This is a genomic window from Paenibacillus sp. JZ16, from assembly GCF_015326965.1.
In the GTDB taxonomy this organism is placed as follows: Bacteria; Bacillota; Bacilli; order Paenibacillales; family Paenibacillaceae; genus Paenibacillus_AQ.
In genome coordinates, this window is sequence record NZ_CP017659.1 from 6,214,260 (window position 1) to 6,234,540 (window position 20,281).

At 49.8% G+C, this 20,281-nt stretch carries 17 protein-coding genes and 1 tRNA gene; 16 read left to right on the top strand and 2 right to left on the bottom strand.

Annotation, left to right across the window (positions count from 1 at the left end; genetic code table 11):
* Nucleotides 1-447: 447 nt before the first annotated feature.
* Nucleotides 448-521: transfer RNA gene (locus tag BJP58_RS27735), tRNA-Arg, on the bottom strand.
* Nucleotides 522-882: 361 nt separating this feature from the next.
* Between BJP58_RS27735 and BJP58_RS27740 the strand changes: the two genes are divergently transcribed.
* From BJP58_RS27740 to ispG, 5 genes are all read left to right on the top strand, one after another.
* Nucleotides 883-1,722 carry a hypothetical protein gene (locus BJP58_RS27740; RefSeq protein WP_194541464.1) on the top strand — a complete coding sequence of 280 codons (840 nt, stop codon included), beginning with the start codon at nucleotides 883-885 and terminating at the stop codon, nucleotides 1,720-1,722.
* A gap of 145 nt (nucleotides 1,723-1,867) precedes the next feature.
* On the top strand, nucleotides 1,868-3,190 hold the full coding sequence (tig, locus tag BJP58_RS27745; RefSeq protein ID WP_194541465.1) for a trigger factor: 1,323 nt from the start codon (nucleotides 1,868-1,870) through the stop codon (nucleotides 3,188-3,190).
* A gap of 275 nt (nucleotides 3,191-3,465) precedes the next feature.
* The gene (gene clpP, locus BJP58_RS27750) at nucleotides 3,466-4,056 is read left to right on the top strand and encodes an ATP-dependent Clp endopeptidase proteolytic subunit ClpP (protein ID WP_006208779.1); all 591 of its coding nucleotides are present in this window, start codon (nucleotides 3,466-3,468) and stop codon (nucleotides 4,054-4,056) included.
* Between the two features lie 14 nt (nucleotides 4,057-4,070).
* Nucleotides 4,071-5,336, top strand: a complete 1,266-nt coding sequence (gene clpX / locus BJP58_RS27755; protein WP_071223434.1) for an ATP-dependent protease ATP-binding subunit ClpX — start codon at nucleotides 4,071-4,073, stop codon at nucleotides 5,334-5,336.
* Nucleotides 5,337-5,450: 114 nt separating this feature from the next.
* Nucleotides 5,451-6,560, top strand: a complete 1,110-nt coding sequence (ispG, locus tag BJP58_RS27760; RefSeq protein ID WP_071223433.1) for a flavodoxin-dependent (E)-4-hydroxy-3-methylbut-2-enyl-diphosphate synthase — start codon at nucleotides 5,451-5,453, stop codon at nucleotides 6,558-6,560.
* Nucleotides 6,561-6,769: 209 nt separating this feature from the next.
* On the opposite strand, the gene BJP58_RS27765 is transcribed toward ispG, so the two are convergent.
* Nucleotides 6,770-6,952 (bottom strand): hypothetical protein, encoded by a 183-nt coding sequence (locus BJP58_RS27765; RefSeq protein WP_194541466.1) that lies wholly within the window; start codon nucleotides 6,950-6,952, stop codon nucleotides 6,770-6,772.
* Nucleotides 6,953-7,124: 172 nt separating this feature from the next.
* Between BJP58_RS27765 and lonB the strand changes: the two genes are divergently transcribed.
* From lonB to hemB, 11 genes are all read left to right on the top strand, one after another.
* Complete coding sequence (gene lonB / locus BJP58_RS27770) at nucleotides 7,125-8,834, top strand: ATP-dependent protease LonB (RefSeq protein WP_442953973.1); 1,710 nt, start codon at nucleotides 7,125-7,127, stop codon at nucleotides 8,832-8,834.
* A gap of 84 nt (nucleotides 8,835-8,918) precedes the next feature.
* Nucleotides 8,919-11,255, top strand: coding sequence for an endopeptidase La (gene lon / locus BJP58_RS27775; RefSeq protein ID WP_194541468.1), 2,337 nt, complete (start codon nucleotides 8,919-8,921; stop codon nucleotides 11,253-11,255).
* 17 nt (nucleotides 11,256-11,272) lie between these two features.
* Nucleotides 11,273-11,917, top strand: a complete 645-nt coding sequence (gene yihA / locus BJP58_RS27780; RefSeq protein ID WP_194541469.1) for a ribosome biogenesis GTP-binding protein YihA/YsxC — start codon at nucleotides 11,273-11,275, stop codon at nucleotides 11,915-11,917.
* Nucleotides 11,918-12,131: 214 nt separating this feature from the next.
* Nucleotides 12,132-12,722: a non-ribosomal peptide synthetase module gene (locus tag BJP58_RS27785; RefSeq protein ID WP_071223429.1), complete on the top strand. Its 591-nt coding sequence runs from the start codon at nucleotides 12,132-12,134 to the stop codon at nucleotides 12,720-12,722.
* 290 nt (nucleotides 12,723-13,012) lie between these two features.
* Nucleotides 13,013-13,411 carry an adenosylmethionine decarboxylase gene (gene speD, locus BJP58_RS27790; RefSeq protein WP_006208786.1) on the top strand — a complete coding sequence of 133 codons (399 nt, stop codon included), beginning with the start codon at nucleotides 13,013-13,015 and terminating at the stop codon, nucleotides 13,409-13,411.
* A 339-nt stretch (nucleotides 13,412-13,750) separates the two neighbouring features.
* Nucleotides 13,751-15,157, top strand: a complete 1,407-nt coding sequence (gene hemA, locus BJP58_RS27795) for a glutamyl-tRNA reductase (RefSeq protein WP_194541470.1) — start codon at nucleotides 13,751-13,753, stop codon at nucleotides 15,155-15,157.
* 18 nt (nucleotides 15,158-15,175) lie between these two features.
* Nucleotides 15,176-16,006 (top strand): cytochrome c biogenesis protein CcsA, encoded by an 831-nt coding sequence (gene ccsA, locus BJP58_RS27800; protein WP_071223427.1) that lies wholly within the window; start codon nucleotides 15,176-15,178, stop codon nucleotides 16,004-16,006.
* Between the two features lie 8 nt (nucleotides 16,007-16,014).
* Entirely contained in the window at nucleotides 16,015-16,674 is a 660-nt protein-coding gene (locus tag BJP58_RS27805) for a precorrin-2 dehydrogenase/sirohydrochlorin ferrochelatase family protein (protein ID WP_194541471.1), read from the top strand.
* 3 nt (nucleotides 16,675-16,677) lie between these two features.
* Entirely contained in the window at nucleotides 16,678-17,634 is a 957-nt protein-coding gene (gene hemC / locus BJP58_RS27810; RefSeq protein WP_194541472.1) for a hydroxymethylbilane synthase, read from the top strand.
* Nucleotides 17,635-17,638: 4 nt separating this feature from the next.
* Nucleotides 17,639-19,195 (top strand): uroporphyrinogen-III C-methyltransferase, encoded by a 1,557-nt coding sequence (cobA, locus tag BJP58_RS27815; protein ID WP_194541473.1) that lies wholly within the window; start codon nucleotides 17,639-17,641, stop codon nucleotides 19,193-19,195.
* A 55-nt stretch (nucleotides 19,196-19,250) separates the two neighbouring features.
* Nucleotides 19,251-20,249, top strand: a complete 999-nt coding sequence (gene hemB, locus BJP58_RS27820) for a porphobilinogen synthase (RefSeq protein WP_194541474.1) — start codon at nucleotides 19,251-19,253, stop codon at nucleotides 20,247-20,249.
* The last annotated feature ends 32 nt before the right edge of the window (nucleotides 20,250-20,281 follow it).

The window sequence follows — 20,281 nt, forward strand, 5'->3', positions numbered from 1 at the left end:
ACGGCTGTGGTGTCCGTTAAATTCTAGTTTGGGCCGTTTTATCCGAAATAACGAACCTACGGTCCGTTAGAGTTTGTGTTTTTTGTGGGATGTTTTGGAATCGACTATGGGGTTCATCCCCCTTCTGGAATGCAAGAAAGCCGCGATTATAAAAAGTGGCGGCTCCATCTTTTACGTCCCAGAAGGGATGCGGCCCTTCGGGCCGACTGCGAAGTAATCCTCCCGAAGCATAGGCTCCGACGAACCCCCTTGTGGGGTTCTCATCCTCGCGAACGCAAAAACACCGCCTCTTAAGAGGCGGTTTCTTCTTACGTCCCAGAAGGGATGCGGCCCTTCGGGCCGACTGCGAGGTAATCCTCCCGAAGTATAGGCTCCGACGAACCCCCTTGTGGGGTTCTCATCCTCACGGACACAAAAAACACCGCCATAAGACGGTGTCTTCTTTTACGTCCCAGAAGGGATTCGAACCCCTGACCGACGGCTTAGAAGGCCGTTGCTCTATCCAGCTGAGCTACTGGGACATAGAAATTTTTCAAGCAAAAAATATATTATCACATACGTCGGAAAAATTCAATCATTATTTTAAGTTGCAAAGATTATTGGTTCTGTAAGATTATGAGTGCAGCATATCGGGTTATATTGATAAAATATACGCTGGGATATATAAAAACAGTCGTCAACTTGTTGCCGGATGCGGCAACGCACGAGGGACGATTGCCTTTTTTTTAACTTGGCATTACATATGCTATAATCAACGAATACGAAAAACAGGACTAGAAAGGAGGTGTCCTTATCAAGGACTCTTACTCCCAAGAACAAGAGGACAAGAACATCATCCTGTTTCCGAAGACGCTGGACTATTACCAGATTCAGCTTACGGTTATGCTCGAGAATGAACGTTACGGTGAAGCGATGGAGGTTCTGCGCTTTCTGCTGAAATGCGGCGGACAGAATGAACGGCATTATGAAGAGTGGAATTCGCTCCTCGACTGGCTTGAAGCTGCATTTCCGGAACAGGCTGTACCCCGTTCAGTTAACGAAGCAGAGCCCGAGGAGGATGATCCGGACGAAGCGGACATGGCGAGGCAGATGGTTAGGGACAAAGTTGCCCAGGATGCCGGATATGCCGACAAGCTGCTGGCTTCGGTCATGAACGGACCGCTGACGGAGCAGACCATTTTGGCGCTGGAACAGCTTGCATATTTGGACCGTCCGGAGATCGACGCTATTTTGGTCGAGTGGCTGCATGATACGCCGCTTCATCCGCTGCTGCAATTTCGGGTGCTGCAAACGCTGCGGAGAAGAGGGATGGAAGGGCATGTGAGCCTTCATCGCGGGCAGGAAGCCGTCGAGATTGAGATCGATACAGTTCCCCTGGACCCGGGAGGTTTCCCGGACGCCATTACGAGAATTTTGGAGCGCGTTGCCGATCAGACTGAGGTTCATGAACCGACACTGTTTTATTTTGCACAGGAATTATGGTCTCAGTTCATCATGGCGATTTACGGCACCGAAGATTACCATTCCATGCTGGATGAAGAAGAATCCACGCTTGACATATGGGGGGCTGCTCTGCATGACATCGTGTCGGAGAGTCTGAAAGGGTTTCGCAATGAGGAGGAAATCCGCCCGCTCTACGGCATAACGGACACCATGAGGTTCCGCTATGAGGGAGCCTACCGATCTCTCAAGCAATTTGTCGCAGCTGGCGTGGAAGATTAGCCAGAGTTGGAAAACGTTTACGGTATCGTAGCATAAGGGTTCGCCCTTGAAAAAGAATTTAATGTTGTTTATACTATAGTGGTTATTCGGTACGTGATACATTATTGCGTCGACCACGTGAATTATTTTGGAGGGGAAAGCATAAATGAAAGCAACTTGGGAAAAAATAGAGAAGAACCTTGGCGTTCTTGACGTTGAGGTTGATGCGGAGCGCGTTGCATCCGCCCTCGACAAAGCTTTTAATAAAGTAGCTAAAAAAGCAAATGTACCTGGATTCCGTAAAGGTAAAGTACCTCGCTCGATCTTCGAAGCTCGCTTTGGCGTTGAGAGCTTGTACCAGGATGCAATCGACATCCTTCTTCCGGAAGTATACAGCGAAGCTGTAGAACAAGCGGATATCTTCCCTGTGGATCGTCCGGAAGTGGACATCGAGCAATTCGCTAAAGGCGAAACTTTCAAATTCAAAGCAAGAGTAACTGTGAAACCAGAAGTTAAACTTGGCGAATACAAAGGTATCGAAGTTGCTGCAGTAGCTGCTGAAGTTTCCGACGAGGAACTGAGCGAAGAGCTTGAGCGTCTGCAACAACGTCATGCTGAGCTTACCGTTATTGACGAAGGTGCTTCCCAGTCTGGCGATATCGTCGTGATCGACTTTGACGGTTCCGTTGACGGCGTTCCTTTCGAAGGCGGACAAGCTGAGCGTTATTCCCTTGAGCTTGGAAGCAACACGTTCATTCCAGGCTTTGAAGACCAAGTGATCGGAATGGCTACTGGTGACTTCAAAGACGTGGAAGTGACATTCCCTGAAACTTACCATGCTGAAGAATTGGCTAACAAACAAGCCGTCTTCAAAGTGAAAGTTCACGAAATCAAACGCAAGCAGCTTCCTGAGCTGGATGATGAATTCGCTAAAGACGTAAGTGAATTCGATACGCTTGACGAGTACAAGGAAGATCTGAAGAAACAATTGCTGACTCGCAAAGAGCAAGAAGCACAAGGCGTTCGTGAGAACGAAGCCGTTGAAAAAGCAGCAGCTAACGCTGAAGTTGAAATTCCTGATGCTATGATTCAATCCGAAGTTCAAAACATGATGCGCGATTTCGACAACCGTCTTCGCCAGCAAGGCATGAACCTGGAAATGTTCCTTAGCTTCTCCGGCCAAACGAATGCCGATCTGGAAGGTCAAATGAAAGACGATGCTGAAAAACGCGTTCGCAACAACCTCGTGCTCGAGCAAATCGCAAAAGAAGAAAATCTCGAAGTATCTGAAGAGGAAATCAACAAAGAGCTGGAGAACATGGCTGACACGTACAAACGTCCTGCTGATGAAATCCGCAGCATCCTGGGTGCTAACGGTTCCCTTGACAGCCTTCGTGAAGAACTGCTTCTTCGCAAAACAATCGACTTCTTGTTGGAAAACAGCGTAGAAGGCGCTCCTGTTGAGAAAAAAGAAGCAACTGAAGAATAATAAATAGGCAGCTGCGATAAGCTGCCCTCACATTAGATAAGGCACGTACATTTCATGCGTGCCTTATTTTTAACTAAGAATAGCCAATTTACTACTAATTGTGACATGAATTGGTTATTAATTTCGACATACATAATGAGACAAGTTGGCAGGATATAATTCTTGGCAAGTTCATAGAATGTAAGCAGGGTTAAAAAATGACATCGTGCTTTGAACATGTTAGAATAACTTTTGTAACGCTGTAGTATATTTTTCAAGGAAAAGAGGTTGGTCGCATGAGTCTTGTACCTATGGTTGTGGAACAAACCAGTCGAGGCGAAAGATCTTACGATATCTACTCAAGATTACTGAAGGATCGCATAATATTCCTCAGCAGTGCGATCGATGACGATGTTGCCAATCTTGTCATTGCCCAGCTTCTGTTTCTAGCTGCGGAAGATCCGGAAAAAGACATCTCTTTGTACATCAATTCCCCTGGCGGTTCGGTTACAGCCGGGATGGGTATATATGATACGATGCAGTTGATCAAGCCTGATGTGTCCACGATTTGCGTTGGCATGGCTGCCAGCATGGGATCACTGTTGCTTACTGCAGGAGCGCCAGGCAAACGCTATGCGCTCGAGAACAGTGAAGTGATGATTCATCAGCCGCTCGGCGGTATTCAAGGTCAGGCATCCGATATCCAAATCCATGCAGATTGGATCATCAAGACCAGACATAAGCTGAATCAAATCTATGTGGAGCGCACGGGTCAGCCCCTTGAAAAAATCGAACGCGATACAGACCGCGACTTTTTCATGAGCGCGGAGGAAGCGAAGGCGTACGGTATTATTGATGATGTTCTGTCTTCACCGACCAAATCTTAAGGGGTGGTAATAGCATGTTTAAATTTAACGATGACAAAGGGCAGCTGAAATGCTCCTTCTGCGGTAAATCGCAGGAGCAGGTCCGCAAGCTGGTTGCGGGGCCCGGTGTTTATATATGTGACGAGTGCATTGACTTGTGTTCAGAGATCGTTGAGGAAGAACTCGGCCATGAGGAAGAAGTGGATCTGAAGGATATTCCGAAACCGCGCGACATTCGTGACATTCTGGATCAATATGTAATCGGTCAGGATCAAGCGAAGAAATCCCTTTCCGTTGCTGTTTATAACCACTATAAACGGATCAACACCCAGAGCAAGATTGAGGACGTAGAATTGCAAAAGAGTAATATTTTGCTGCTCGGACCTACAGGTTCCGGTAAAACATTGCTCGCGCAAACCATGGCCAAAATTCTCAACGTGCCGTTTGCTATTGCAGATGCAACTTCACTGACCGAAGCTGGTTATGTGGGTGAGGATGTTGAGAACATTCTGCTGAAGCTGATTCAAGCAGCGGATTATGATGTGGAAAAAGCGGAACGCGGCATTATCTATATTGATGAGATCGATAAAGTGGCTCGTAAATCGGAGAATCCGTCCATTACCCGTGACGTTTCCGGTGAAGGGGTTCAGCAGGCGCTGCTGAAAATTCTTGAGGGAACCGTTGCTTCCGTGCCTCCGCAAGGTGGACGCAAGCATCCGCATCAGGAATTCATTCAGATCGATACGACGAACATCCTGTTCATTTGCGGCGGAGCATTTGACGGATTGGAACAGTACATTAAACGCCGGATCGGTAAAAAGGTTATCGGCTTTAATGCATCCGGAGAAAACCAGAAGGATCTTAAGCCAGGTGAATACCTGACGATGGTTCTGCCGGAAGATCTGCTGAAATTCGGCTTGATTCCGGAGTTCGTTGGTCGTCTGCCAGTTGTGTCTACACTCGAACCGCTGGATGAGGCAACATTGGTACGAATTCTGTCCGAGCCGAAAAACGCGCTGACGAAGCAGTATCAAAAGCTGCTTGAATTTGACAACGTAAACCTCAAATTTGAGCCAGGCGCGCTAGAAGCGATTGCCCGCGAAGCCATTAAGCGCAATACCGGTGCACGCGGACTGCGTTCCATCATTGAAGGCATCATGCTGGACGTGATGTACGAAGTGCCGTCCAGAGATGACATTAAGGATTGCGTCATTACGGAGCAGGTCGTTCGGGATAAAGTGATTCCTGAACTGCAAGCCAAAAGTAACGATGACGACAAGAAACAAGAAGAAAGCGCCTAATGTGCTTTAGCGCATTAGACGTGGAATAAATCTACGCTGATTCTCCACTTCCAGTTATACCCAGTCGGGTTTTGCTGGGGTGGAGCTTTGGCGTTATATGGGAGAGATCGTACCATGTTTTTGAGACAAGACACACGGCCCGTCAAGGTGGGTAATCTCACCATTGGGGGAAAGAACGAAGTCATTATTCAAAGCATGTGCACCACCAAAACAGCAGATGTGGAGGCGACCGTTGCCGAGATACTCCGTCTGGAAGAAGCGGGATGTCAGATCGTTCGGGTAACGGTGAACAATGAGGAAGCAGCTGCGGCCATTAAGGAAATCAAGAAACGCATTCATATTCCGCTTGTGGCGGATATTCATTTTAACTACAAGCTTGCCCTGATGGCGATCGAGAACGGTATCGATAAAGTCCGGATCAATCCGGGAAACATCGGTAAGCGTGAAAAGGTCGAAGCTGTCGTGAAAGCATGCAAAGAGAAGGGAATTCCGATTCGGATCGGGGTTAACGCCGGTTCCTTGGAGAATCATCTCCTTGAAAAATACGGGTACCCGACACCGGAAGCCATGGTGGAAAGCGCCCTGTATCATATCGGGATCCTCGAAGAACTGGATTTCCATGATATCATCGTTTCGCTTAAAGCTTCTGATGTACCGATGGCGATTGCAGCTTACACGAAGGCAGCGGAAGTAATACCATACCCGCTTCACTTGGGCATTACCGAAGCAGGCACCCTGTTCTCGGGTACCGTCAAGAGTGCCGCCGGGCTTGGCGCGCTGTTGTCTCTTGGAATCGGCAGCACGATGCGTATATCCTTGAGTGCCGATCCGGTGGAAGAGATCAAGGTGGGCAGGGAGCTGCTAAAATCCTTCGGTCTGATCTCGGATGCGGCAACCTTGGTATCATGCCCGACCTGCGGACGGCTGGATATCGATTTGTTCTCCATTGCCAATGAGGTCGAGGAGTACATCTCGAAGATCAAAGTGCCAATCAAGGTTTCCGTTCTGGGCTGTGCCGTAAACGGTCCCGGAGAGGCTAGGGAAGCCGACATCGGGATTGCGGGAGCACGTGGGGAAGGTCTTCTCTTCCGTTACGGAGAGATGATCCGTAAGGTGCCGGAAGAGACCATGGTTGAAGAGCTTAAGAAAGAAATCGATCATATCGTGAAGGTGTACGAGGAAACGGGCGAAATCCCGGGCCGCAAGCACAAATCCACGGTCTAAGCTGGATAACTAAGTTCCCGTATAGGTAGTTTCAATATCTAATATAAAAACGGCAATCTCTGGACCACAAGAGATTGCCGTTTTTGTTGTTTTTAAGAGTTTAAGGGGGGCGGGGCATTTCTGACACACGGTAAGACGTGCAGGAGGCCCGTTTCAATGTATTTTTTTAAGTTGCTCTTTATGGAGCTTCTTTTTATGAAGCTCATGCTTTACCCACTCCCCACCCCCACGATAAAGAAGGATGCCTGACGCCGCACCAGCGGAGCGGACGAATCGATTCCGGAGAAGCGAAGCGTTCGCCTTTGTTGCCGAATTTCTACGTTGTTATCGTCATTCATGAAATTCGGAAACAACAGCGATCGGAGGAACGATACGTACGCGGAGCGTCCCATTGGAGCATCTCACTTAAGTGTCTTACTTAAGCATCTCCATCCACTTTTTGATACTTTTCCGCCTCCAGCGTTTTACCATCCAAGGAATCGGCAATACTACCATGTATTAACGTTTGGATGAAGACATAATGGAGTACAGGAGGAATGACTTGTGAATTTAAGTATCGTGATTATGCTGGTGCAGCTGTTTTTTGCGGTCATCATCGGCATTTATTTTTGGAATTTATTGCGCGGGCAGAAGACAAGCAAAACAGCGGTGGATCGGGAATCGCGCAAGGAGCTCGATAAACTCCGCAAACTCCGGTCGATATCGCTAACGAAACCGCTCGCTGAGAAAACAAGGCCGCAAACGATGGATGACATCGTGGGTCAAAAGGACGGCTTGCGCGCCTTAAAGGCCGCCTTATGCAGCGCAAATCCCCAGCATGTGATTGTATATGGACCGCCGGGAGTCGGGAAGACGGCCGCGGCCCGCGTGGTGATGGAGGAAGCCAAGAAGAATCCGCAATCTCCGTTTAAATATGACGCGAAATTCACAGAGATTGATGCCACGACGGCCCGCTTCGATGAACGCGGGATTGCCGACCCGCTCATCGGGTCTGTTCATGATCCGATCTATCAAGGTGCCGGAGCCATGGGGGTTGCAGGCATTCCTCAACCCAAGCCGGGAGCGGTGACCAAGGCCCATGGCGGGATCCTGTTTATTGATGAAATTGGGGAATTGCATCCGATTCAGATGAATAAGCTTTTAAAAGTGCTGGAGGACCGCAAGGTACTGCTCGAAAGTGCATATTATAATTCTGAGGATGCCAATACACCTGCCTATATACACGATATCTTTCAAAATGGCCTTCCGGCGGACTTCCGTTTGGTGGGTGCTACGACACGTTCGCCCGAAGAGATTGCTCCTGCGCTTCGTTCACGCTGCATGGAGATTTTTTTCCGTCCGCTTTTGCCCGAAGAGATTGGGAGGATTGCAGAGGATGCCATTCAGAAAATTGGTTTGAATGCTGCGCCGGAAGCGGTTGAAGTTGTGAAGCAGTACTGCTCTAACGGGCGGGAAGCGGTCAATATGATTCAATTGGCTGCCGGTCTTGCATTGACCGAGAAACGAGATTCGCTGCGGGCAGCGGATGTGGAATGGGTGGCCAGCAGCAGCCAGCTTCAGCCTAGGCCCGACCGGAAAATACCGGAGAAGCCTCAGATCGGCGTAGTCAACGGATTGGCTGTATATGGCCCGAATATGGGGGCACTGCTTGAAATTGAAGTATCTGCGGTACCTGTCGAGAAGGGCCGGGGTACCTACAATATCACCGGGGTTGTGGATGAAGAGGAATTTGGCGGAGGTTCACGCAAGCTGCGCCGCAAGAGTATGGCTAAAGGCTCGATCGAGAATGTCCTAACCGTGCTTGGTTCGATGGGCTTTACGCCGAAAAACTATGACCTGCATATCAATTTCCCTGGAGGAACGCCGATTGACGGCCCTTCCGCGGGTATTGCGATGGCTACTGCGATCGTATCAGCCATGAAAGGGATTGAAGTTGATAACAAAGTCGCCATGACCGGCGAGATGAGCATTCATGGAAAAGTAAAACCGATAGGCGGGGTCATCGCTAAAGTGGAGGCGGCATTCCAAGCAGGCGCGACCCGCGTGATCATCCCTAAAGACAACTGGCAGACGCTGTTCCAGGATTTGAGCGGCGGTTTGCGGGTAATCCCGGTCGAATCGGTGGATGAAGTGTTCGGCCATATTTTTGGCGGAACGTTCGCTCCGGAGGTTGTTCAGCTCCCCGCAAATGAGGGATTTCCATCCTCTTCCGCTTCATTGCTGCAGGCGACGCCTCCGCGCAACGGTAAAATAACGGACGCCGGAGGATGTTAAGCTTCGTATGGTTGGTTTTTTATACGCAGATTTGATAAAATAGGAATAGTGTCAACATTGAGAGCCATTGGAGGTGCGAAAGCGATGGGACCCAGTAAATCCAAAGGTCGTCGTTTTCCTTTACTGCCTTTGAGAGGTCTTTTGGTCTATCCAAGCATGGTGCTTCACTTGGATGTAGGCCGGGAGAAGTCGGTAAAGGCTTTAGAAAAGGCGATGGTTGAAGACAATTTGATTCTCCTATGTTCTCAATCGGAAGTGAACATTGAAGAACCGACGCAGGATGATATTTTTCGGATTGGCACAGTTGCGAATGTACGCCAGATGCTTAAGCTTCCCAACGGTACCATACGTGTGCTAGTGGAGGGTATGGAACGGGCGGAAGTTATTGAATATACGGATCAAGAGGAATACTATGAGGTCATCGCTCGGGAACTTCCCGAAGAAGAGAACCATGACCCTGAAGTTTCCGCATTAATGCGAACCGTACTGTCTCAGTTTGAGAATTATATCAATCTGTCGAAGAAGGTGACACCAGAGACACTGGCGGCCGTTTCCGATATTGATGAGCCGGGTCGACTGGCAGACGTCATCACGAGTCATTTGTCACTGAAGATCAAGGATAAGCAAGAAATTCTCGAAACAATTGATGTTCGCAAACGGCTCGAGAAACTTCTAGATATACTGAATAACGAGCGCGAAGTGCTGGAGCTGGAGCGTAAGATTAACCAGCGGGTCAAGAAGCAAATGGAGAAGACCCAGAAGGAATACTACTTGCGCGAACAGATGAAGGCCATTCAGAAAGAGCTTGGCGACAAGGAAGGCCGTGCAGGGGAAGTAGAGGAACTCCGAAGTCAGCTTCAGGAGCTTGAACTGCCGGAGCGCGTACACGAGAAGGTTGAGAAGGAAATCGACCGACTCGAGAAAATGCCGGCGAGCTCTGCTGAGGGCGGCGTGATTCGGAACTATGTCGATTGGCTGTTGGCGTTGCCGTGGACCAACATGACCGAGGATGATTTGGACATCGTCAAAGCGGAGCAAGTGCTGGACGAGGACCATTACGGACTCGAGAAGCCGAAGGAGCGGGTGCTGGAATATCTGGCGGTGCAAAAGCTGGTGAAGAAGATGAAAGGGCCTATTCTATGTCTGGTTGGCCCTCCCGGGGTCGGCAAAACATCACTGGCCCGGTCCATCGCCCGCTCTCTGGAGCGCAAGTTCGTTCGCATTTCGTTAGGCGGGGTAAGAGACGAGGCGGAAATCCGCGGCCACCGGCGCACTTATGTAGGGGCCATGCCGGGACGTATCATTCAAGGCATGAAAACGGCAGGGTCAATGAATCCTGTATTCCTGCTGGATGAAATCGATAAGATGGCATCCGACTTCCGGGGCGACCCGTCCTCAGCCCTGCTTGAGGTACTTGATCCTGAGCAAAATAATACGTTCAGTGATCATTTCGTGGAAATTCCTTTTGATCTGTCCAACGTCATGTTTGTCACGACGGCAAACGTGCTGCATAACATTCCAAGACCGCTCCTGGACCGGATGGAAGTGCTGTACATTCCGGGATATACGGAGCTGGAGAAACTGCAGATCGCCAATCGTTATTTGCTGCCCAAGCAGAAGAGTGAGCATGGGTTGACGCCGGAGCAACTGATTCTGGACGAGGAAGCGCTCATGAAGGTGATCCGGGAGTATACCCGTGAATCCGGGGTGCGGAATCTGGAGCAGCAAGTGGCTGCGCTGTGCCGCAAAGCCGCCAAACAGATCGTCACCAATCAATCGGAATCCATTGAGATTAAGGCTGACGATATTAAGGAATATCTCGGTATTCCGAAGTTTCGCTATGGCATGGCCGAGCTTGAAGATCAAGTGGGCACGGTAACAGGTCTTGCGTGGACGGAAGTGGGCGGCGAGACACTAACCATTGAGGTAACCGTGGTGCCTGGGACCGGCAAGCTGACCTTGACGGGTAAGCTTGGTGATGTGATGAAGGAATCGGCTCAAGCCGCCTTCAGTTTTACCCGCTCAAAAGCGGTAGAACTGGGCATTGATCCGGATTTCCACGAGAAGCTGGATGTCCATATCCATATCCCGGAGGGAGCCATTCCGAAGGATGGCCCTTCAGCCGGCATTACGATTGCGACGGCTCTTATCTCATCTTTAACCAAACGGCATGTAGCCCGTGATGTGGCCATGACGGGGGAAATTACACTTCGGGGACGCGTTCTTCCGATTGGTGGCTTGAAAGAGAAATCCCTGGCAGCCCACCGTGCCGGCTACAAAAAAATATTACTCCCTAAGGATAACGAACGCGACTTGCGTGATATCCCTGACAGCGTGAAGAACGACGTTGAGTTCGTTCCGGTATCCCATATGGATCAGGTTCTGGAGCATGCGCTCGTTGAACAAGCGGGAGTGCACTAGAGAGGAAAGTCTAAATTATGAAAGTTACGAAAGCCGAGTTTGTCATCAGTGCTGTCGTACCTGCTCAATATCCTGAAGACGCCTTGCCGGAAATTGCTCTGGCAGGGCGTTCCAATGTGGGCAAGTCATCACTGATTAACCGTATGATATCCCGTAAGAACCTGGCCCGTACCAGCGCAACACCGGGGAAAACCCAGCAGCTCAACTATTATCGGGTGAACGACGACCTGTATCTGGTCGATTTTCCCGGCTATGGTTATGCGAAGGTATCCAAGACCCAGCGTGCGGCATTTGGCGAAATGATTGAGAGATATTTGCTCAGCCGGGAAGAACTGAAGCTTGTATTATTGATTGTGGACATGCGTCACCCGCCCTCAAAGGACGATATCAGCATGTATGAATGGCTGCAGCATTATAACCGGCCGGTATGCGTGGTCGCGACCAAGGCGGACAAGATTCCGAAAACACGCCGCCAGAAGCATGTTAAGATTGTGAAGGAGACGCTTGGCTTCAAACCCTATCACTCTTTTGTCATGTTTTCATCCGAGCTCGGTTTGGGTAAAGATGAGTTATGGGCCATCATGGAGTCCCATATGGGGACAAAGGATGACGAGGAAGAGACATATTTGGATTCGGAAACGGAAGGCAAAGAGCGATCCTGATCCGGTTCATTTCGTGATATTTTTTTCGAGGGTTATGTAGGGAATCGGTGTATTCTTTATAGGAAAGTGAGCATCTTGCGGGAAATATCGCTCTGATTCCGGCTAATTCCGTTTTTTTATGAAATATGATGGATATTATCGTTCGAACGGCAGGAAAGACCGCTTGGATCTGCTGTATAATGGTAGTAAGTTAAAAGAATTGAGGGAGATTTTTATGGCTCAGCGGTTAGCCACAGAATATGTTAATGCCACAATGCAAATGACGGATATTCAAATGGATCAATTTCTGCAATATACCCAAGCTTTCCGGGTTACTAACCGGGTAAAAGTCATGGATAGCGGAGAGCAGGAGTTTGTGCTCGAAGATGAAAGCGGGGAAGAAGTTCATTTGCCCTTTGAACGCAAGAATGGCTTGTACGTCTGTGAGCTGTCGTGCCGATTGGTTACTCCCCATCTGACAAATGCCGTACGCAAACTGTTTGCGGCTTTTAAGGGATCAGGTAAAGTGAATCGGATTTATCGCGGCTTTACGATGAGCTACGACTACCATGCGGGAACGGTGCATAGAATTACGCAAGTCGCCGGGAACGACAGCATTGTCATTTATGAGTACAAGAATACGGCAGGAGAGCTGCAGCGACTCTTCAACAGCAATGAAGCAGAGAAAGAGATCGAATCCATCCAGCATCATATTAACGTGCTTCTGGACCAGCGGATTGCAGCAGGGAATGATAAACTTATTACGAAGACGATAGATGAGCGGCTGCGACAGTTTAATCAACGCCTATTCGTGCTAGAAGCCTAAGGAGGCTGCCCTGTAACAGGGCGGCTTTTTTTATTATTGGATCCATGACACCAAGTAGTTCAGACGCACATATATTGAGCTGTAAAATATTTATGGGTTATTTTCGAAAAAGGTGTTGCATTTAAGCGTCATAGATGTTATTTTTAATCTCGTTGAAAAGAATATAGGAACCAGGATTCACTCAGGACATGTAATGTTGCGAGAGATTATTCCCTCGGGAAGTGAATGACGTAGGTCCTAGCGGATGAAATTTTCAAACATTTTATTCCTAGGAAGGGGGAACCCGGAAGATGGAATACTCAACTTTCGGAAGACACGTTGCTGTTGATACTTGGGGAGTCGATTTTGAACTATTGAACAGTGCAGAATTTTTACAAGCTCAGATGGTGGAAGCCGCTGAAGCATGTGGAGCAACGGTATTGTCCGTCCAATCCAAGCAGTTTGAACCACAAGGTGCGACTGTGCTGGTGTTGCTGTCGGAAAGCCATCTCTCGATTCACACATACCCTGAGAGAGGTTTTGCTGCGATTGACTGTTATACCTGCGGGGAGACAGTAGATCCGCAGTTGGCTATTGACTATCTGGTATCCGCTTTGAAACCTGAAAAATGCTATGCCAAGAAACTCGTGCGCGGACTCGGCGAAATGACCGTGGAAACGCCTGAGATGAAACAGGCTGAACTCGTTTAATCCAGCCTTCTAAAAAATGCGTATACTGATAACCATGGATTTTTCCATGGTTATTTATTTTGAGAACATGAGAAGATCGGCGGAATTCCAGGGAGGCGTTCTCTGAAATGAGATATCGTAGTAAATAACACGTATATCTAAGCTGTTCTATATCCACAATAGTAAGGTGCGATCAAACAGGTAGGAAGTTTCATGAATGGAACGAAGAAGTATGGGGATTTCATAAACATTTCATAAAATAGACAAGGCTGTTCAGCATACTGTGATATAATGAACAAGGTCAAGGATGTCCGTTGTGAACGGCAAAACTACTCGGAGAAATAGGCAGGTGAACATGCAATGCACATCGTCGTTGTTGGGTTGAACTATCGCACGGCGCCTGTGGAAGTCAGAGAACGCTTTACATTCTCGGAAGAAGACATGCCCAAGGCGTTAGAGCAGCTTAATTCGACCAAGAGCGTATTGGAGGGCGTCATTGTCGCTACCTGCAACCGAACTGAGATTTATGTTGTGGTAGACCGCCTTCATATGTGCGGCTACTTTATCCGCAGTTTTATGGAACAGTGGTTCGGCATTAATCGTGAAGAATTTACACAGCACCTCTATATATATGAAGACGAACAAGCGATTTCCCATCTGTTTAAGGTTACCTGCGGTTTGGATTCCATGGTCATTGGAGAAACGCAGATCCTGGGACAGGTGCGCAATGCTTTTTTGACGTCGCAGCAGCAGAATGCCACGGGTACTTGGTTCAATATGTTGTTTAAGCAAGCCGTTACGCTCGGCAAGCGGGCTCATTCGGAGACATCGATCGGAGAGAGTGCCGTCTCTGTCAGCTATGCAGCGGTGGAACTGGGTAAACGAATTTTCGGGGCATTTAACGATAAAAAAGTGATGATACTTGGTGCAGGCAAGATGAGCGAACTTACCGTGAAGCATCTTTATGCCAACGGTGCCGCTGAAGTAATTGTGGCTAACCGTACGCTTAGCCGTGCTCAGGAACTTGCAAGCAAATTCAAAGGGACGCCATGCACCATTGCCGAAGCCAAGCATTTGCTGAATGACGTGGATATCATTATTAGCTCCACGGGCTCGAATGAATATGTTCTGAATGCGGATCGGGTGAAAGAGAGCATGAAGAAACGCCAGTCCCGTCCGTTGTTCATGATTGATATTGCTGTGCCACGGGACATTGATCCGGCGGTTGGGGAAGTATCCAACGTGTTCCTGTACGATATTGACGATCTGGAAGGCATTGTAGAGACCAATATGGAAATGCGCCGGGCGGAAGCAGCGAAGATTGAAGTTATGATTCAAGAAGAGATGGATGCATTCCACACATGGCTGAAAACGCTCGGTGTCAGACCGGCAATTCGGGCCTTGCAGGAGAAGTCGAATGCCATTCATGAAGAAACGATGGAAAGCTTGTTTAACAAGCTTCCGGAACTGGATGAACGCCAGCGAAAAGTCATCCGTCGTTTGACCAAGAGCATCGTAAACCAGATGATGCATGATCCCATTAACCGGATTAAGGAAATGACGGGCGGCAAGCAGGGCGGTGAAGCACTGGATTATTTTTCACAAATCTTTGCGCTGGAAAGCTTGATCCATGAGAATGAGCAGGAAGCCCGCAGCCGCAACAAGAAAGCAACTGCACCCGTTAAAGCTGAACGGTCGAAGAATGCTGTAGATCAGCAGGCAGAAGAGAAACCGCTTAAGGTGTCTCTGGCCCCAGCCACCCTTTGAGGAGGGTGAGTATAACCCATGCTGTTAAACTTAATTTATATCACCGGCATTTGCATCTATGCCCTGAGCCTTCTGTTTTATATCTCGGATTGCGTTTCACGCAATTCGGTGGCGAAGCGGATAGGCACAGGGCTTCTTGTTATTACTGCGCTGTTACAATTTACCGGAATCGGCATCAGAGCGATGGAAGGCGGACATTTCCACTTTCCGGTATTTACTTTGTTTGATTTCCTGTTCCTGCTGGCGTTCTGCATATCGATCACTTCGATTGCTCTGGCGTATATGAAGCGGTCGGAATTTGCCGTCCTGCTCATGAACCTCGTCGGGTTTAGCGTCATGCTGGTCAATCGTTTATGGTTCACGGCAGGAGACAATGCATTGCACAGCTGGGAGACGGAACATCGTCTCTTGCTTATTCATATTGCCCTGGCGAGTATCAGCTTCGCCGCTTTGACCGTCGGGGCCGTGTTTGCGGCGATATACATGTTCCTGCACCGGAAACTGAAGCACAAGCAATGGAATGATACGATGCGCAGGCTGCCAAGTCTGGAGAAGCTGGATGTTTATTCCTATAAAGCGCTGATGGCCGGGACGATTATTCTGGTCATGTCGCTCATCTTGGCCGTGATGTCGGTGGCCATGGCTGGACGGTGGACCCTGTTCTTGGACATCAAAGTCATGTCTACCATGACGGCTCTTGCGATGTATTTGGTTTATTTCATCAAACGTCGCTTGTGGAGAAGGTCCGGCAGGGAAGCGGCCATATGGGCTTTAATCGGGTATGGGTTCATTATTCTGAATTTCTTTCTTAATACGTGGTCCGCTTTCCATAGTTGGTCAGGAGTGTGATGGCAAGAATGGCCTATGATGATCATTATGTACCCGTAATGCTGAATTGCAGGGGACGTTTATGCTTGATTGTCGGCGGCGGCACGGTGGCGGAACGTAAAGCCGTCACCCTACTGAATGCCGGGGCAGTCGTACATATTGTAAGTCCCTTATTACGAAGCGAGAAACTTCAACGTTTAGAGAGCGAGAAGACTCTTCGATGGACGAAGCGGAAGTATCAATCAGACGATCTGATAGGCGCGTTTATGGTCCATGCGGCAACGGATGACAGCAAGCTGAATCTGCAAATAGCGGAGGATGCCGATCGCCTTGGCATACTGGTTAACGTGGCCAGCAACGGCGAGGCCGGAACGTTTATCAACCCGACGGTGCTGCGACGGGGAAGGCTTACGCTGGCTGTATCCACATCAGGAGCAGGGCCGATGGCCGCACGCGAGATCCGCGACGAGCTCGAAGACCAGTTCGGGCCTGAGTATGAGGACTATTTGGATTTTTTATATAGGATGCGTTCGATGATCAGGGAAGAGGTGGAGTCCGCTGACGCACGCAGGCGGCTTTTGCACAAGGCATACCGCATGGATATGCTCGGAGAGATTCGCCGCGGAGGTTATGAGCCCTGGAGTGCGGACAAGATCAAGCAGTGGATTGCGAATAATCAGGAGGAATGAAAGATGCGTACAATCGTAGTTGGCAGTAGACAAAGTGCTCTGGCACTGACACAGACAGGACAGGTTATTGATGACTTAAAGCGTTTAGCCAAGGAGCACGGTCTGGACTATGACTTCACCGTCAAAAAAATCGTCACGAAGGGCGACCGCATACTGGATGTTACGCTCTCCAAGGTAGGCGGCAAAGGATTGTTTGTCAAAGAAATCGAGCAGGCGATGATGGACGGCGAGATTGATATGGCGGTTCACAGCATGAAGGACATGCCTTCCGTTCTGCCCGAAGGTTTGGTGTCCGGCGCGGTGCCGGCAAGAAAGGATCCTCGTGATTGCCTGATCTCCAAAGAAGGAACAACGCTGGATGGCCTTCCTGCAGGTGCCAAGGTGGGAACAAGCAGTCTGCGCCGGTCCAGTCAGCTCAAGGCCTACCGGCCGGATCTGCAGATCGAATGGATTAGGGGGAATATCGATTCTCGCATTCGCAAAATGGAGGACGGTGAATTTCAGGCCATCATTCTGGCGACCGCCGGTCTTCAGCGTATGGGCTGGGAGGACCGGATCACGTCGTACTTGCCGATTGAAATTAGTCTGCCAGCCGTCGGCCAGGGCGCACTTGGAATTGAATGCCGCGAAAACGATGTAGATCTGCTGCATTTGCTCTCTCTTTATAATGATGAGGTTACTGCACGAACCGTTGCGGCGGAGCGCAAGTTTCTAAGCGAGCTTAACGGAGGATGCCAGGTGCCTATCGGAGCTTACGCCGTCCTCAAGAATGTGGATGCCGGAGATTCCCGCGGAGAACAAAACGTTATACAATTGACAGGAATGGTAGGTTCTCCTGACGGCGAAATCATACTGAAGGAAAGCGCCGAAGGAACCGACCCTGAATCGCTCGGAGTGGAAGTGGCTGAAAAGCTGAAAGCTAAAGGAGCGGAGAAGATACTGGCACAAGTTAGGGGCTGAGGGGATGGCAGGCAAGGTTTATCTGGTGGGAGCAGGACCGGGCGATGCACGCCTGATTACGATTAAAGGCAAGGAATGCATTGAAAAAGCGGATGTCGTGGTGTATGACCGATTAGCTAGTCCACGGCTGCTGCGATGGATGAAACCCGGAGCGGAGAAGGTCTATGTAGGCAAGCTTCCGGATCGGCATACGATGAAACAGGAGCAGATCAATCAGCTGCTGGTTGATTATGCTTTGGAAGGCAAGACAGTTGTCCGTTTAAAGGGCGGCGATCCAACGATCTTCGGAAGAGTGGGTGAAGAAGCGGAGCTGTTATACCGTAATGGCATCATGTACGAAATTGTGCCGGGGATCACCTCGGCGATCAGTGTTCCGGCTTATGCCGGGATTCCCGTGACGCATCGTGACCATGCTTCGTCATTATCGATAATTACCGGCCACGAAAGTCCCGAAAAGCTGGACCGAATGATTCAATGGGACAAGGTTACCAATGCAACGGGAACTTTGATTTTTATGATGGGTGTGGCGAAAATCGGTTATATCAGTCGTCAGCTGATCAAGCACGGCCGACCGCCGGAAACCCCGGTGGCACTTATTAGATGGGGAACCCGGGCAGAGCAGGATACGCTGACGGGGACACTGGCGGACATCGAGGACAGAGTCAAGGCAGCGGATTTTCAGCCGCCTGCGGTTATCGTTGTTGGACAGGTGGTGCTTCAGCGGGAGCACCTGAAGTGGGCGGAACGGCTGCCCCTCTTCGGCAAAAGAATACTGGTCACAAGGACGCGAAGCCAGGCCAGTGCTTTGGTATCCCAAATCGAAGAGCTGGGCGGAGAGCCTTATGAGTTTCCCGTCATCGAAACCGTCATGCCTTCGAAGAGCGAGAGGCTTGCCGGAATTCAACAAGCACTGGACAAGCTGAGTACGTATGACTGGGTATTTTTCACCAGCGTGAACGGAGTCGAATTCTTTTTCCGCCACCTGAAGGAGAACGGTCGCGATATTCGCGCCTTAGCCTCTGCGCGCATCGTCGCGGTTGGCCCCGCAACAGCCCATGCTCTTGGAAAATACGGTGTAGTGGCTGAAGTTATCAAAGAACGTTACCAGGCGGAAGGCCTTATCGATGCTTACGGTTCAGAGCTCCAGCCCGGTCAGCGCGTGCTGCTGCCACGCGGCGATCTGGCACGCAAGTGGCTGCCGGAGAAGCTGACGGAAATGGGACTGAACGTGACGGAAGCCGTGATCTATGAGAATGTGTTGTGCGGCGAGGACGATGATGAGCTGCTGAAGCTGCTTGAAGATGGAGGCATTCACGCCGTTACGTTCACCAGTTCATCTACGGTTACCAATCTGCTGAAGGTGCTGAAGGGGATGGGCGTGGAAGATCCAGTCGAACTGTTGAAAGGTTCGACGATTGCTTGCATCGGACCATTAACCGCGCAGACGGCTGAAGAAGCCGGACTGCACGTATCCCTCCTCGCCGAGGAAGCGACGGTCGACAGTCTGGTTAAGGCCTTATGCATTTGGAACGAGAACGATCCACGCCGTGTTGCGCCATAATATCCATAATCTCTTATATACATGAACGAAATTACATCATTTGGAGGTATACGTCATGAGTTTTCCAATCGTACGCCATCGTCGGCTGCGTCAAAATGCCGGCATTCGCAGCATGGTCCGCGAGACCGTGCTTCATACGGAGGATCTGGTTCAGCCGATCTTCGTGACCTATGGCAATGGTGTGAAATCCGAGATTTCCTCCATGCCAGGCGTCTATCATTTTTCGCTTGACACCTTGAAAGAGGAAGTAGACGAAATCGTAAGTCTAGGCATTCCTGCTGTGCTCCTGTTCGGAATCCCCGAGACGAAAGACAGCGTGGGCACATCCGGTTTCGCGGATGACGGGATTGTCCAAGAGGCTACCCGTCTCATCAAGTCGTGGCATCCCGATCTTCTGGTGATTGCTGATACGTGCCTATGCGAATTTACCGACCACGGCCACTGCGGTATGGTGCATACCTTTGAGCGTGACGGCCACACCTGCGGCGATGTATTAAACGACGAGTCGCTGGAGCTGCTCGTTCGTACAGCGGTTTCCCAGGCCAAAGCTGGAGCCGATATTATTGCACCTTCCAATATGATGGATGGTTTTGTCCAAGCCATTCGTTCCGGTCTTGACGAAGCCGGATTTTATAACGTGCCGATCATGTCTTACTCCGTTAAGTACGCTTCGGCCTTTTACGGACCCTTCCGTGAGGCTGCCGATTCCGCTCCGCAATTCGGCGACCGCAAAACTTATCAGATGGATCCGGCCAATGTGAGAGAGGCGCTTCGCGAGGCGGAGACGGACGTGCTGGAAGGCGCCGATATGCTGATGGTGAAACCGGCTATGGCCTACCTTGATGTTGTCAGATTGCTGAGAGACCAGTTTGATCTGCCAATTGTTGCATACAACGTGAGTGGTGAGTATTCCATGATTAAAGCGGCTGCTCAGCAGGGATGGATCAGTGAGCAGGCGATTGTGATGGAGCTGCTGACCGGGATGAAGCGTGCCGGTGCGGACATTATCATTACGTATTTCTCGAAGGACGCAGCACGCTGGATGCGCAGCTAGTAACCATTAACGATGAAAGAGTTAGGAGTGCA